At 61.7% G+C, this 14,097-nt stretch carries 15 protein-coding genes; 5 read left to right on the forward strand and 10 right to left on the reverse strand.

The annotated features are described in order from the left end of the window. Positions 1 to 28: 28 nt before the first annotated feature. Entirely contained in the window at positions 29 to 334 is a 306-nt protein-coding gene (locus I1M21_RS09780; RefSeq protein WP_229025588.1) for a hypothetical protein, read from the reverse strand. Positions 335 to 602: 268 nt separating this feature from the next. On the opposite strand from I1M21_RS09780, the gene I1M21_RS04195 reads away from it, so the two are divergent. Further along, on the forward strand, positions 603 to 1,022 hold the full coding sequence (locus I1M21_RS04195; protein WP_195192557.1) for a YjdF family protein: 420 nt from the start codon (positions 603 to 605) through the stop codon (positions 1,020 to 1,022). 208 nt (positions 1,023 to 1,230) lie between these two features. On the opposite strand, the gene I1M21_RS04200 is transcribed toward I1M21_RS04195, so the two are convergent. Continuing rightward, the gene (locus I1M21_RS04200; protein ID WP_117848167.1) at positions 1,231 to 1,680 is read right to left on the reverse strand and encodes a hypothetical protein; all 450 of its coding nucleotides are present in this window, start codon (positions 1,678 to 1,680) and stop codon (positions 1,231 to 1,233) included. 563 nt (positions 1,681 to 2,243) lie between these two features. Here I1M21_RS04200 and I1M21_RS04205 point away from each other — a divergent pair. The 3 genes from I1M21_RS04205 (at position 2,244) to I1M21_RS04215 (ending at position 4,122) form a co-directional block, all read left to right on the forward strand. After that, positions 2,244 to 2,873, forward strand: a complete 630-nt coding sequence (locus tag I1M21_RS04205) for a class I SAM-dependent methyltransferase (protein WP_195192558.1) — start codon at positions 2,244 to 2,246, stop codon at positions 2,871 to 2,873. Then, the gene (locus tag I1M21_RS04210; protein ID WP_229025589.1) at positions 2,860 to 3,171 is read left to right on the forward strand and encodes a hypothetical protein; all 312 of its coding nucleotides are present in this window, start codon (positions 2,860 to 2,862) and stop codon (positions 3,169 to 3,171) included. The genes I1M21_RS04205 and I1M21_RS04210 overlap by 14 nt, the downstream gene beginning before the upstream one ends. A gap of 120 nt (positions 3,172 to 3,291) precedes the next feature. Beyond that, on the forward strand, positions 3,292 to 4,122 hold the full coding sequence (locus I1M21_RS04215) for a class I SAM-dependent methyltransferase (RefSeq protein WP_195192559.1): 831 nt from the start codon (positions 3,292 to 3,294) through the stop codon (positions 4,120 to 4,122). Positions 4,123 to 4,217: 95 nt separating this feature from the next. On the opposite strand, the gene I1M21_RS04220 is transcribed toward I1M21_RS04215, so the two are convergent. From I1M21_RS04220 to I1M21_RS04250, 7 genes are all read right to left on the reverse strand, one after another. Then, positions 4,218 to 5,102 carry an ROK family protein gene (locus tag I1M21_RS04220; RefSeq protein WP_229025590.1) on the reverse strand — a complete coding sequence of 295 codons (885 nt, stop codon included), beginning with the start codon at positions 5,100 to 5,102 and terminating at the stop codon, positions 4,218 to 4,220. 79 nt (positions 5,103 to 5,181) lie between these two features. Beyond that, positions 5,182 to 6,306 (reverse strand): glycoside hydrolase family 172 protein, encoded by a 1,125-nt coding sequence (locus I1M21_RS04225; RefSeq protein ID WP_172676343.1) that lies wholly within the window; start codon positions 6,304 to 6,306, stop codon positions 5,182 to 5,184. Between the two features lie 12 nt (positions 6,307 to 6,318). After that, positions 6,319 to 6,717 (reverse strand): PTS sugar transporter subunit IIA, encoded by a 399-nt coding sequence (locus I1M21_RS04230; RefSeq protein WP_055287011.1) that lies wholly within the window; start codon positions 6,715 to 6,717, stop codon positions 6,319 to 6,321. A gap of 26 nt (positions 6,718 to 6,743) precedes the next feature. Further along, positions 6,744 to 7,577, reverse strand: coding sequence for a PTS system mannose/fructose/sorbose family transporter subunit IID (locus I1M21_RS04235; protein ID WP_055287013.1), 834 nt, complete (start codon positions 7,575 to 7,577; stop codon positions 6,744 to 6,746). Between the two features lie 2 nt (positions 7,578 to 7,579). Continuing rightward, a complete protein-coding gene (locus I1M21_RS04240; protein ID WP_195192560.1) occupies positions 7,580 to 8,365 on the reverse strand; it encodes a PTS mannose/fructose/sorbose/N-acetylgalactosamine transporter subunit IIC in 786 nt (261 codons plus the stop codon). Between the two features lie 9 nt (positions 8,366 to 8,374). Next, complete coding sequence (locus I1M21_RS04245; protein ID WP_117736586.1) at positions 8,375 to 8,848, reverse strand: PTS sugar transporter subunit IIB; 474 nt, start codon at positions 8,846 to 8,848, stop codon at positions 8,375 to 8,377. Between the two features lie 123 nt (positions 8,849 to 8,971). Then, the gene (locus I1M21_RS04250; protein WP_195192561.1) at positions 8,972 to 11,713 is read right to left on the reverse strand and encodes a PRD domain-containing protein; all 2,742 of its coding nucleotides are present in this window, start codon (positions 11,711 to 11,713) and stop codon (positions 8,972 to 8,974) included. A gap of 59 nt (positions 11,714 to 11,772) precedes the next feature. Here I1M21_RS04250 and I1M21_RS04255 point away from each other — a divergent pair, with 59 nt between their 5' ends. Continuing rightward, entirely contained in the window at positions 11,773 to 12,198 is a 426-nt protein-coding gene (locus I1M21_RS04255; protein ID WP_195192562.1) for a hypothetical protein, read from the forward strand. A 257-nt stretch (positions 12,199 to 12,455) separates the two neighbouring features. Here the strand turns inward: I1M21_RS04255 and guaA are convergent, their stop codons facing one another. Next, on the reverse strand, positions 12,456 to 14,054 hold the full coding sequence (guaA, locus tag I1M21_RS04260; RefSeq protein WP_035136929.1) for a glutamine-hydrolyzing GMP synthase: 1,599 nt from the start codon (positions 14,052 to 14,054) through the stop codon (positions 12,456 to 12,458). Between the last annotated feature and the right edge of the window lie 43 nt (positions 14,055 to 14,097).

Here is a 14,097-nt window from a genome sequence, read left to right on the forward strand (position 1 = left end):
TCTTCCTTCTCTTCCGCGAGCAGCCTCGTCAGCTCCTCCGGCACGCCCGGAACCTCCGCGCGGCCGGAATGCCGTCCGCGGGCGCGTCGGCGCGCCAGCCATCGCACACCTGGCGCCAGTTCGCCGTGAGCCAGAGCCGCTCCTCGGGCTCTTCGCGCATCTCAAGCTCAAACTCCGTGAGGCAGATATCCCACCCGCCACGTGCGCGAATGCTGTCACTTGCCATCTCGAAGCCCTCGCGCAACTGTACCTCGTCGATGAAGAGACGGCTCTGGGCGCCCTCGAGCGCCCAGAGCCGCTCCATGTACGTAGCGCGGTCCACCCATGTCATCATCCGCCCCCTCTCGGTTTCGAAACTCGAGTATTTCTAAAGTTTCGAAACCGAGGAGGCAATATGTGCAAGGATGCATCGAGGAGCGAATCCCAGTCGCGCCATGTCGGCAGCGATGAAGGGCGCGTCCGCACGTGCTACAATCCAACCACCAGAGATGAAAACACAGTCCCCGTCGGGTAGTCGTGGGCGTGCGGGAGTCCGCATCAGTAACCTGCCTCCTTGGTTGTCCCTTCTCTGCATGGTCAACTACATAAAGGAGGAACCAACCATGCAGATCAGTGTGTCGTCCACCCTGACCGTATATCACGACGGCCAATTCTGGGTCGGGCTGGCGGAGCACGTCGAGGGCGGAAGGTATGGCATCGCCCGCATCGTCTTCGGCGCGGAGCCGTCCGATGAGGAGATTCTGCAATTCGTTGTCGGCAAATGGGAGAAGCTCTCGTTCTTCGGTAGCAAACCGGCTGAGGCAAGCAAGCCCGCAAAGAGCCCCAAGCGACGCGCTCGCGAGGCGGCGAAAACCCTTAAGCGGCCCGCTGTGAGCACCAAGGCACAACAGGCGCTCGCGGCACAGCGGGAAGCGATGAAGCGGGAGTCGGCTCAAGCAAGAAGTCAGCGTCGCGCGGATGAGGCGGAGGCGCGCTTCGAGCAGCGGAAGTTGAAGCGCAAGCAGAAGCATCGTGGGCATTGATCGCCATTTGCAGCAAGGCAAACCATATACAGCAGCGGCGCCAGTTCCACTTGAAGCCGACGCCGCGTAGACGCTGATGGTGACGGCTATGCACGGGCACGGGCGCACCACTGCACTTCACAGCTTGTTTCTCAAGTATTTGGGACGTACATGCGGCGTTCAATAATGCGGAGCGACTCCGCATGGCTCGGGATTGAGCTGAGGCGCCCTACTTCTCGCCCTCCAGCAGGCCCACGATGCGGTCGATGTCGACGGCGAAGCGGGGCCTTCCCTCGCGCTCGTAGCGGTCGAGGTATGCCTGGCACTCGGAGACAATGCGCTTGGTGTTGCCGTCGATGATGCGCTGGAGCGTCTCGTAGTAGGCCGAGCCCTCGGTCCTGAAGCGGCGCTGGTAGGCCTTGGTTATGGGGAACATCTTGATGTAGTGGATGCCGTGGCGGCAGCCGGGGCGCGTCGTGGGGCGGGGTGGTAACGCAAAGTACTGGTCTTTGGGCACGTTAGGGGCGATGTTGGAACGCAGCGGCACGGCGAAGTCCCTGCGCTTCCCGCGGAAACGCAGCCTCACCACCACGATGCAGGGGCGATTGTGCTTAAGCATGAGCTCGCGGTCGCCCTCGACGAGGTCGAAGAAGTCCTGGGAGATGGATACGATCTTCATCGGTTACGCCCCCTTCATACGAAGCGGGGCCCGCATCGCTGCAGGCCCCTACAGGTGGGCGATATTCTACGCCTTGCGGCACCCCGTCGCCCACGGAGGTTAAACGTACACGTAAGCCGTACTCTGAAAGCCGCGGCTTCCGGCAAGTAGTTTATACCACGAAAGGTCACTTTCAATGCGCATAGCTCGCAAAATAACACTAGCTGGGCCGTCACCCCTGGCAGTTACCCTCCAATCTTCATTGGAGTCAGCAGGTCAATTCATATAGTTATGGGGGTGTATCCTAAAGGGAATCAAATTTATACCCCCATAACTAAGGAATTTTCTATTCCCACTCAATGACTAGAGCCCTGGTGTAATTGGCTGGATCACCGTTCCGGGAACCGGTATCGACCTACCTGCCCGCCAAGCTCCTTCTTCAGCTCCAGCCTAGTATCTGACTCGCGCTGTTATAAGCGAAAACCGAAGAGATGCATCTTAGCCAAGAAAAAAGGTTAGCCTTAACTTACTGTATGATTCGTGTGCTATAGTTAGATGGCTCTAACTGTTTGGGGGCGATGGCCATGCACGAACGCAAGGGCTTCTGGGACAAGAATGCCAGTCGGTACGACCGTTTCATGCGAAAGGACCGGGCGGCGTATGAGAAGATGTATGAGCTGATCAGGCCGGTGGTGAAAGCAAAAACCGTGCTGGAGGTTGCCACCGGCACGGGGCTTATCGCAAAGAGCATCGTGAATGCGGCGGCGCACATCGAGGCTACGGACGCTTCTGCAAAGATGATCCTTGAAGCAAAACGGGACAATCAATCCGCAAAGTTACACTTTTCCGTACAAGATATGTTCTGCCTGCCCTATGCACAGAAGTCCTTCGAAGTGGTGATCGCGTCCAACGCACTTCACATAGTGCCGCATCCGGAAAAGGCCCTGCAAGAAATCAGGCGGGTGCTGAAGGACGACGGCGTGCTCATCGCGCCAACCTTCACTCACGCGGGGAGCTCGGTTTCCGGCAAGGCAAAAGCCTTTTTCATGAGTATGGCGGGATTCCCCCTCCACAGCAGATGGACAAGCGAGGAATATCTACGTTTCCTGCGTCAAAACGGCTGGGCGGTGCAGAAAAGCGCGGTGCTGAAGGCCTCGTTCCCGTTGACCTATGCGGAATGCACGAAATCGGAGGGGCCAGATGTCGTTCTTTGAAAACACCCGCAAGCCCGTGGGCCTCGGCGGAAAACTTATGGTTGCCATGATGAATCTGGGCCACAGCCCTGTGGCGCGGTGGGGACTTCGATTTCTACGACTTGCGCCAAATGCCGAGGTGCTGGATTGCGGCTGCGGCGGCGGGGCGAACATAAAACGGCTGCTGAAAAATGCCCGCATGGCGTCGCCAAGGGCATCGACTATTCGCCCGTCAGCGTGGAAAAGGCCAGAAAGCTCAACCGAATTGCAATTCAGGAGGGGCGTTGCGCCGTTCTGCAAGGCAGCGTGGCGGATATGACGTTTGAGAACGCCAAGCGGGCATTTTTGCATCCATCCTGCACATGGCGATAGGCATGACGGTCATAGCGGCTGTGCTGGCGGCAATTATGACAGTTCTTATTCACTGAGGAAGAAACCTATGAAATATAAAATTGAGAAAAACACCGTGCAGGAGACGCTGATCCTCCCGCTGTATTCCCGGAAGCTGTGTACGGAGCTGTACCCGAACCTTTACAGGGATGAAACAGCGGTTCGCCTGCTCGACCAGATCGACTACGACTTTTCAGAGGCAGAGAAAAACTCCCGCAGCCTGATGCAGCGCTTTGGTGCGCTGGAGGTGGCCATGCGGCAGAGTGATCTTGCTTTCGAGGTGCGGGATTACCTGAAAGGCCACCCCAATGCGGCGGTGGTCAATCTGGGCTGTGGGCTGGACAACACCGGCAGAACCTGCGACAACGGTAAATGCAAGATCTACAATCTGGACTTCCCGGATGTGATTGCCTTGCGGCAGCAGCTACTGCCCGCCGGGGATCGAGAACAAAATATCCCCTGCGATCTGAAAGATACCGCATGGTTTGGCAAAATCGATGCCTCCGGCGGGGCGGTGCTCTTTGCCTCCGGGGTGTTCTATTACTTTCTAACCCAGCAGGTCCGGGAACTGGTCCAGGGGATGGCGGACGCTTTCCCCGGCGGTGTGCTGGTCTTTGATGCTGCCAATCGAACGGCAGTAAAGATGATCGCAAAAACATGGCTTAAGACTGCAAAAATCAAGGATGTGGGGGCATATTTTGCGGTTTCGGATGCCGCCAAGGAAATCGGCACGTGGAACAGCCGTCTGCAGGTCACAAGTCGCGGCTATATGCTGGGTTACAACGATTTGAGAGACCCTTCTGTCAGCGGCTTTTTCCGGTTTCTCGCAAGGGTCGGTGACAACGGGATGAAAATGCAAATCGTGAAAATAAGATTTTGAGAGGCAAAAATGCAAAAGACGAGCGCTTCTTGCCGCCCAATTGGCAAGAAGCGCTCGTCTTTCCTTAACGCGTTGTATGGCGGAGAGAGCGCAAGTTACGCGAGCGCCCTTCTTGCCAGCTCGGCCGCGCCGAGGATTCCTTGGTCGCCGCCGCAGCCCGGGGCGCAGATGTAGCTCTCCATGTCCTTAAGCTCGGCGGTCTGGATGTAGCCACCCAGATATTCGAGGGTCTTCTTGCGGACGATGCCGTAGAGCTGCTCCTGGTGCATCACGCCGCCGCCGAGGACGATGCGGCGAGGCGAGTACATGAGCACGAGGTTCGCGCACATCTGCCCCAGATAATCCCCCTCGAGCATCCACACCTCATCGTTGTCCGCGAGCTCGGCCGCGGGCTTTCCCCAGCGCGCGGCGATGGCGGGGCCGGAGGCGAGGCCCTCGAGGCAGCTCGCGTGGCTCGGGCAGACGCAGCGTCCTTCCTCGGTGGGACGGGTCCTTACCAGCATGTGGCCGGCCTCGGGGTGCAGCATGCCGTGAAGGAGCCTGCCCGCGCACATGACGCCCGCGCCCACGCCGGTGCCGATGGTCACGTAGACGGCGTCCTTGAGCCCCTTGCAGCAGCCGAAGACCGCTTCGCCGAGGCAGGCAACGTTCACGTCCGTATCGTAGGCCACCGGAATCCCGAGGGCGTCGGCGAACGCGGCGCGAAGACCATAGCCTCGCCACGCGAGCTTGGGCGTTTGGAGGATGGAGCCGTAGCGCTCGTCGGCGGGGTCGACGCAGGTCGGGCCGAAGGCGCCGATGCCCAACGCGTCCACATCGCGAGCGGCGAACCACTCGATCATCTGCGGGACGGTCTCGGCGGGCGCAAGCGTCGGGGTCTCCATACGGTCGAGGACCTCGCCGTCGCCGGACACCACGGCACAGACCATCTTGGTCCCGCCGGCCTCGAGGGCGCCGAGCCTCATTTGCTTTTCGCTCATGTGATCCTCCTTGCAAAGGGACGCCCGCAGTCATGGTCAACCGCGGGCGCCCATAACGTTGGCTTGTTTCGAGGCGACCCTACCTGGGCACGCGGTCCTGCCTTGCGGCAAACGGGGCGAGCACGGCGTGCGGCTCGCTTTGGTACCAGTAGGCGACGGTGGAGATGTCGTCCTCGCGCTCGTAGAGCTTGATGTCGTCGTTGCCGAGGTCCTGGAACGTCACGCGCAGGTCCTCCTTGAACGAGATCGGATCGGGAAGGTGCCACCTGTAGAGGCCGTGCCTGGGAAGCGCGTCGTCGTTGGTCGCGAGCATCGGGTTCGGGTTCGGCTTGCCCGCGCTGAAGCGGTCGCGCGTGGCGTCGCGCGTCGAGCGGTACGGGTAGCCGGCGAACAGCGTGTTGAAGCACTGCGCCTCGGGCAGCGCGTGGGGCGGCCTGTCGAGGAAGGCCCAGGCACCGCCGAAGTAGTCCTCGGCTCCCGTCGAGGTGACCGTGGGGAACTCCTCGTCGCCGTCGAGGAAGAACTTCATCTCGCCCTCGCCCCACCAATAGCGCTCCAGGGCGCACAGGGCCATGTAGGTGCCGACGTAGTAGCCCTTGCCACGCACGCCGTCGAGCACGGTGTAGTCAACGCCCCTGCGAGTGCTGCGCTCGCGGTTAAAGCGGGCGTGGAAGTACATGGCGTCGTCCGGCACGTCGGTGAGCGCGTAGTTGAACGTGTAGAAGATGTACTTAATGAACCCGGGGTGCTCGCTCGTAAGCGTGACCTTGGCGTGCTTCCTGAAGGGCATCTCGAAGTAGCAGTTCATGCCGCCCGTCGGGTTCACGCAGATGGGCATCGAGTTGACGATGGCGCGCTCACCGAAGCCGTTGCAGAAGAAGTCGCCGACAGGGCACTCGACCGAGGGGGTCTCCTCGTCGTCCCAGTAGAAGCGCAGCACGAGGTCGCGCATGACGAAGCTGCCGGCGGCGGTCTTGTCGGGGACGGTCATCCAGATGTGGCGGATGATGCCGGGGCCCTCGATGTCCGCGAGCGTGATGGTCTCGCCGGACTCAAGGGGCACGCAGCACGAGCCCTTGCGGCCGACGCCGAGGTGGCTGGCCGACATGGCGGCACGGCCCTTCTCGCCCGTGATGTTCTCGGGGGTGATGGCGCGGCTTTCCTCACCGCCGTGCATCCACACGTCCTTAAGGAACTCTCTCATCGTCGACCTCCTCTATTCGTCGTCTTCGCACTCGGCGGAACTGGCACCGTTCACGTAGACGATCTGCTGGCGCGCCTCGTCGACGAGGGCGTCGAAGTCGAGTTTCTCGTCGGGGCGCGCGAGCGCGACCGTCATGGCGAGCGGGAGGTTGACACCCGCGATCACGTGGATTCGGTCGGAGGCGAAGCGGGAGAAGCGCTGGTTCACGCTGCCGCCGAGCGCGTCGGTGAGGACGACGACCTCGTCAGTGCCCGAAAGAGCCGCCTCGACCGCCGCGTCGAGCCCCTCGCCGTTGTCGTTCACGTAGGCGCACACGGCGTTGACGGCGTCGCTCTTACCCGTAAGGAACTCGAGGGTGTCCTTGAAGCCCTGGGCGAGAAGGGAATGGCTCGCCACAACTATCTTTCTCATTGATTCACCAATCTCTTGGGTCGAAGCTAGGCGAGGATGCCAGCGGCGGAGGCGACCATCGCGAGGACGATCACCACGAGGATGAGGACCGTCATGCTCGCGTTCTTCTTGGTAAGAAGGTAATACGCGCTTCCCGTGATGGCGGCGGGGATCATGGCAGGCAGGATCTTGTCGAGCAGCGGCTGAATCTCCATCGAGACGTCGCCGAAGCTGAAGCTAATCGGGCAGGTGACGCCGATGACCGAGGCGATGAGGCAGCCGACCACGGTGAGGCCGAGCACGGAGGCGGCGGCAGTGAGGTTGGGAAGCTTCTCGCTGAAGTCGGTGACGAGCTTCACGCCCTGCTTGTAGCCGAACTCGAGGGCGTGCATGCGGACCCAGAAGATGGCCAGGATGAGCGCGAACCAGATGCCGGCTCCCACGGGGTTGCCCTCGATGGCCATGTAGGCGGCGATGGAGCCCATGATGGTCGGGATCATGGTCATGAGCAGGGAGTCGCCGACGCCGGCGAGCGGTCCCATGGTGCCGATCTTCAGGTCTTGGACGGCGTCCGCCGCCGCTAGGCCGTCGCGTTCCTCCATGGCCACGCAGGCGCCAAGGATGATGGCGGCGAGCCAAGGCTGGGTATTGTAGTAGCGGAAGTGGTTGTTGAGCGCTTGCTTATAGTCCTCGTCGTTCGTGTAGATCTTCCTCAGGACCGGCGAGAGGGCGTAGGCGACTGAGGCGCCCTGCTGGGTCTGGTAGTTGAAGGTACACACGCTCATGAGCCAGCGCCAGTTCGCGTTGCGCAGATCCTTCTTGGTGACCTTGTAGCCGGAGGGCTTGCCCTCGGCGACGGCGGTGATGTTCTCGTTTTCCATGGTTACTCATCCTCTCCGATGAAGGCGTCTGCGGAAGCGTGGGCGGCGAGCTCGGTGTCCCTCTCGGCACGCTGGTAGAACGCGATCGCGAGGGCAACGCCGACGATGGCGGCGCCGATGATGGGCACGTTCAGGAAGGCCGAGAGGAAGAAGCCGGCGAGCAGGTACTGGAAGTACTTGCCAGTGGGCATGTAACGCAGCAGCATCGCGATGCCGACGGCCGGGAGCATCTTGCCGGCGAGGGTGAGGCCGGAGAGGAACCACTGGGGCATAACCTCGAGGAGCCAGTTGACGGCGGGCTGGCCGAGGGTCACGGAGACAAAGACGGGCAGGGCGGCGCACAGGCCGAAGAGCACGGGGCAGACCCACAGGATGGCGTTCATCTGCTTGAACTTGCCCTCGTCGCAGAACTTCTGGGACTTCTCGACGACGAAGCCGTTGAGGATCTTGACGATGACGTCGAGCTGGATGCCGAGCATGCCGACCGGCAGGCCGATGGCGAGGCCCGTGTCCGCGCCCAGGGTCACGCCGTAGGCGGTGGCGATGATGGCCATCGTGCCGTAGTCGGGAATCGACGAGCCGCCGAAGCCCGCGACGCCGAGCTGCATGAGCTGGATGGTGCCGCCGATGACGAGGCCGGTCTGCCAGTCGCCCATGACGACGCCGGTGATAAGGCCCCAGAAGACGGCATAGTTGACGAAGATCATCGGGATGCCGTAGTAGTCCACGTGCTTGATGAAGGCCAGCAGGGTCAAAAGGACGACCTGCAAGATAGTGAAGTTGACCATGATCCCTCCTTAGATGAGGTCGGCGACGGAGACGGGCTTGTCGGCGGGCACGAACTGTGCCGTCACCTTGACGCCGCGGGCGATGAGCGCCTTGTAGCTCTGGACGTTCTCGGCGGAGGCATAGGCGCGCTGGGTGAGCTGGACGCCGCCCTCCTTGACGAGCGAGCCGCCGACGATCAGCGACGGGAGCTCGATGCCCGACTCGACCAGGTGAAGGATCGTCTCGGGCTCCTTGGCGATGACAAAGACCTTCTCGCGGTCGTACTTGCCCGCCGCGAAGTTCTTGAGCGCGGTCTCCTCGGAGATGATCGAGACGGCCATGCCCGCGGGGCGCGCCATCCTCATAGTGGACTTCAGGACCTCATCGCCGGCGACCTTGTCGTCGATGACCATGACTCGGGTCGCGCCCGACACCGGGGCCCACTGCGTCACGATGATGCCGTGAAGCAGGCGATTGTCGATTCGTGCCATAACAACACTCATGTTTGCTCCTATCAAATGAAGTTTTACGTTCGGTACTGCCTCGGCGCTATCCGGATTCGCGCCGGGCAAGGGGTTATCGGATTATTGAGGACGCGCAGTCAGCTTGCGGCGGCGCGGGGAAGGTCACTCGTCGAGCAGGAGGTCCGAGGAGCCGAGGCGCTCTTCTCGCGCCGGGGCGGCGCTCACGCTTATGTAGTCGAAGACATATGCGATCTCGCTTACGGGAACCTCTACGCGATAGCGCGTCGAGATGCTCGAGAAGCTCTGCCTGAAGGACTCGATGAAATCGGCACGCTCCTCCTCGAAGCGGTCCTGGCCAACGTAGGTCTCAATGGGGTTTCTGGTAACAAGGCGCTCGACGAGACAGCAGAGGTGGACGTAGAGCCCAATGATGGCGTTGCTGCCGATCTTCTCGCCTGTCCTGCGCTGAAGCTCGTGCACGGCACTCTCGATCTCGTGGAATAGCCGCTCCGGGTCGAGGATGGTGATGGAGCGGATGACGTTCTGCAGCGTCATGTTCGAGAGCAGCTTCTCGTGGAAAGAAGAGAGCTCGGAAGCGTCAAGCCACCTGCCGAACACGGCATCGACCTTAGAGGCAGACGCCGTCGACATGATGTCCTCGAGGGCGACGAAGGGGATGGAGGCGACCCCGGGGTCTCCCGTGCCGATGACGGCGCAGACGCGGTGCTCGGAGAAAACGGCGTCGTTCGACCCGTTCGCGACGAGCTGCTTGAAGGGCCTCGTGAGCAGGCGCGCGCCTATGGTGCGCGGGAGGCTCTGCGAGACGAGCTGGCGTATCCTCTCCGCGGCGTCGACCCCGGACTCGGAGCAGAAGACGATGGCGTCCTCACGGTTGATGCGCTCGATCACCTTGCAGTGCGTCACGCACGCGGCGGTCGCATCGCCAAGAACCTCGGCGATGGACTTGCCGCCGAGCAGCCCGACCCCGATCTCGAGCGCAAGACCGGTAGAGACGTTGTTCACCACGCCGATAGTGGAGTCGGTAACGTTCTCGAGGGCCTTATAGGCCTCCTCCAAGGAGCCCATGTCGACGAGGAACACGACCCCGGTGCAGTAGGAATGGCGGTCGACGAGGCGCTGGAGCGGACCGACGATGTCCTTCAGCTGCTGGTCGTAGGGCATGTCGACCGCCTCGTACACATGCATGCCGAGCATACGGTTCGCCGCGTCGGCGATGCTCGTCGCCGTTGAGTAGCCGTGGGACAAGATGACGCAGAGCGTCCGAAGGGCCTTCGCGTCGCGAGACTCCGATGCGACGCACAGCGTCAGAAGCGTCTTCGTGAAGTGATCGAGCGAGATTCCCAGCGTCCCTTCCACGTCTGCGGCGACCTGATCGGAGACGCTCGAGGCAAACGGTAATTCGGAGGTCGCGGCACCGAGGAGATGGGAGATTTGCTCCGCACAGGCAGACTTTCGCTTAGCCAGGCCGATGCCCGGCCACAACTGCAGGCAAATCTCCTGGGCCAGCAGAAAAGCGACCTTCCTCGAAAGCTCGATGCCATAAGAAGAGCCTGCGTCGGCAAGGACCGCGCCCACGATGCGCTCGAAGGCGCGCGACCTCGAGGAGGTAACGCCGCGGCCGAAGATCAAGTGATCCTCAACGCCGCGCACAGCGGAGACAGCTTGCGAGACGAGCTCGGAGACAGAGAGCTCCCCGGCGCAGAATCGCTCATCGAGAGAGCACAGGGCATCGAGCGCCTGCTCGACCGGCCCTGTGCTCTCGGCGGCATCCAGGGACGCGTCGATCAGAACGCCATCGTCGGGCTGTTGATCGATCTGCGCGGAGGAGAGGAGCCCGCTGGGAAGAAGATACGGGCGAACGACGACGTAGTCGCCCTCGCGATTGAGGAACGCTTTGGCGCAGCAGTTCGTCACGCAGGCGCGCAAGCCGGCGATGTTATCGGAAAAGTCCGCGTTCACGAGGCAACGGTATGCGCCGCGGCTGATCTTCACATCAGAACCGATTCGGCACCCCTCGCTGCGCAGGAAGCTCAAGATGAGATCCTCGCGCTCCTCGGGGGTCCGCTCCTTGAGTGAGGGGACACGGGCACAGATGGGCATTTTGCTGTAGGCCGAGGAAACCTTCAGATCATCGGCGGAAAGCGTCGTCGAAAGAACGAGGCGAGCGCGCGGCGCATCCTGGGAGGCATCGAGCCCGAGGGCCGTCGCAAGGCAGTGCTCCATCGCAGAGGGAGAGAGTGCCTCGATGCCGTTGACAAAAACCACACCCCCGCGCGATTTCGCGATCGACTCGTCAAGAAGCCCGTTGAACGAGGCGGCGTCCGGAACCCCGGCGCAGTCGATGCGCACATAGGAGGAGTCGCGGGACAGCAAGCCCTGGTTCTTGCCGTACTCGTACACAAGACGAGAAAGGAAAGACTTGCCGACACCCACGCCGCCGCTCAAGAGGATGGGCAGGCCGAACGGAGGGTACTGAACCGCAGCCTTGCACTGCTCGACAACGGAACTGAGGCTCAGGTCAAAGCCCACGGCACGCGCGAAGTCACGGTGATCGGCGATTCCCGTCGCCTGGATGAGGTCGGCGAGCGAGGCGTACTCGCTTGCAGAGAGCTTTACCTGAAAACGCTTCTGGAACGCGCGGCGATGAAAATAACGGACAGGCCTGCCCGCCACCTTAACCACAAGGCCGGCGCGAACAAGGTCGTTGAGGTACTGGCTCGCCAGACTCCTGGAGATGATGAGCGTCTCGGCGATGTCGGAGGTGGACAGACGGGCAAGGTCGTCGAGCGAGACGGCAGAGGTGAGGGCCTCGAGATGCTCGAGAATCCTGTCCCTCATGTCGACGGGCTTCTTTGCCAAGCTGTCCTGTGCGGTCTTGTCCATGACTTCTTACCTCCTTGTACAAGGAGTATAAGGGGAACACAGAGAACGGAAGGGGGCGCGTGGGGGAATCAACAGCCCCGAGGAGAAGTTCACCACTTGAGGGGCAGAAAACAACGGCCATTGAACATTCAGGGCCGACGCTCAACACTTCGGCTCGACACTTCGCTTTGGAAAGGGCCCTGCGCGATGGTGCAGCCCTCCATCTCGCAGCACAGGTCGCCGAAGGTCGCGAGGATGCGCTCCTTCTATTCCGTGGGCGAGACGGCTCGGTGGGCAAGGTCCTCTCAAAAGGGGTCGTCCGACGCCGCAAGACCTCGATGACCGACTACCGCCTCGAGCAAGTGGCGGATTACCTCTGCACCATCGAACTTGCCTTGGTCAAGTGCGAGGCAAAGGAGAACGGTGAGACGTACAACAAGTTCTTCGGAGGTATAGGCTCTTTCAAGAGGAACTGGCTCAAGCAAGCCCGCAGCAAGCGGATATAGCTGGTCTCGCGGTTTCGCAAGGAACGGTCAGTTCTCCTCTGGCGAGGAATCCCGGGCGACGTGCTTCGAGCAGCGGAAGCTGAAGCGCAAGCAGAAGCAGCGCGGGCATTGATCGGTGCCGACATGGGCCCAGACGTGAACAGTGCTACGTCCCCTGTTCACGGGGCGCGAAACCGCAAAGGTTGCACAGAGGTTGCAAAATAAGAAGCCCCCGACCTGTTTTCGCAGGTCAGAGGCTTGAAATCAACGAATATCGTTTATTCCCACTCGATGGTCGCGGGCGGCTTAGATGTAATGTCGTAGCACACGCGGTTGGCGCCGGGAACCTCGGCAACGATGCGGCCAGAGATGCGGGCCAGCACGTCGTAGGGCAGCTTGGCCCAGTCGGCGGTCATGGCATCACTGGACTCGACGGCACGCAGGATGATCGGGCGCTGGTAGGTGCGCTCGTCACCCATAACGCCGACGGACTTGATGTCGGGCAGGACCGCAAAGTACTGCCAGCAGCTGTGCTCGGAGTTGCGCTCACCGGTCTGCTCAAACAGGCGCTGGTTGTAGGCGTCGAGCTCCTCGCGCACGATAGCGTCGGCGTTCTTGAGGATCTCGAGCTTCTCCTTGTCGACCGCGCCGATGATGCGGATGGCCAGACCCGGACCCGGGAAAGGCTGGCGGAACACGATGTGACCCGGCAGGCCCAGCGCCAGACCAAGCGCGCGGACCTCGTCCTTAAAGAAGTGGTCGAGCGGTTCAATGAGGTCGAAGTGCACGCCCTCGGGGAACGGAATCAGGTTGTGATGGCTCTTGATGGTGGCCGTCTTGCCACCCGTCTTGCGAGCGCCGGACTCGATGATGTCGGGGTAGATGGTGCCCTGAGCCAGGTACTTGACCGGCTTGCCATCGGTCTCGAGCTGCTGCGCCACGGCAAAGAACTCTTTCCAGAACTGCGTACCGATGATGCGGCGCTTCTCCTCGGGCTCGGTCACGCCGGCCAGAAGCTCGGCATAACGGTCCTCGGCGTGGACGTGGATAAAGTCGACGTCAAACTGCTTGGTGAAGACCTCCTCCACCTGCTCGGGCTCACCCTTGCGCAGCAGACCGTGGTTGATGAACACGCAGGTCATCTGCTTGCCCACGGCGCGGGCACCCAGCGCAGCCACGACGGAGGAGTCGACGCCGCCGGACAGGGCCAGAATCACGCGGTCGTCACCGACCTTCTCGCGGAACTCGGCCGTCATGGTCTCGACCAGGTTGTCCATGCTCCAGTTGGGCTCCAGGCCGCAGATCTCAAACAGGAAGTTGCTCAGCAGCTGCTGGCCATACTCGGAGTGCTTGACCTCGGGGTGGAACTGCGTGGTGAAAATCTTGCGCTCAACGCACTCCATGGCGGCAACCGGGCATACGTCGGTGCTGGCGGTAACGGTAAAGCCCTCGGGCACCTCGGACACGGCGTCGCGGTGGCTCATCCACACGGTCTGCTCCATGGGCGTGGAGTTAAAGAGTTTGGCGCCGGCCGTACGCGTGATGGTGGCGCGGCCGTACTCGCCTACCTCTGAGTGGCCGACCTTGCCGCCGAGCGTCACGGCCGTGATCTGATGGCCGTAGCAAAAGCCCAGGACGGGAAGGCCCAGGTCAAAGATGGCAGGATCGATGGACGGAGCGTCCTCGGCGTACACGGAGGCCGGGCCGCCGGAAAGGATGAGCGCAGAGGCGTTCATCTCGCGAATCTCGTCGGCCGAGATGTCGCAGGGGACGATCTCGGAATACACGTTGAGGTCGCGGACGCGACGGGCAATGAGCTGACCGTACTGCGCACCAAAGTCGAGTACGAGGACCTTTGCGGAAGCCTTTTGATCCATGGTTCCCCCTCTTGTTGGCGGGGAGCCGGTGCCCACCCGCGTG

Source organism: Collinsella aerofaciens (assembly GCF_015546965.1).
GTDB lineage: Bacteria > Actinomycetota > Coriobacteriia > Coriobacteriales > Coriobacteriaceae > Collinsella > Collinsella aerofaciens_X.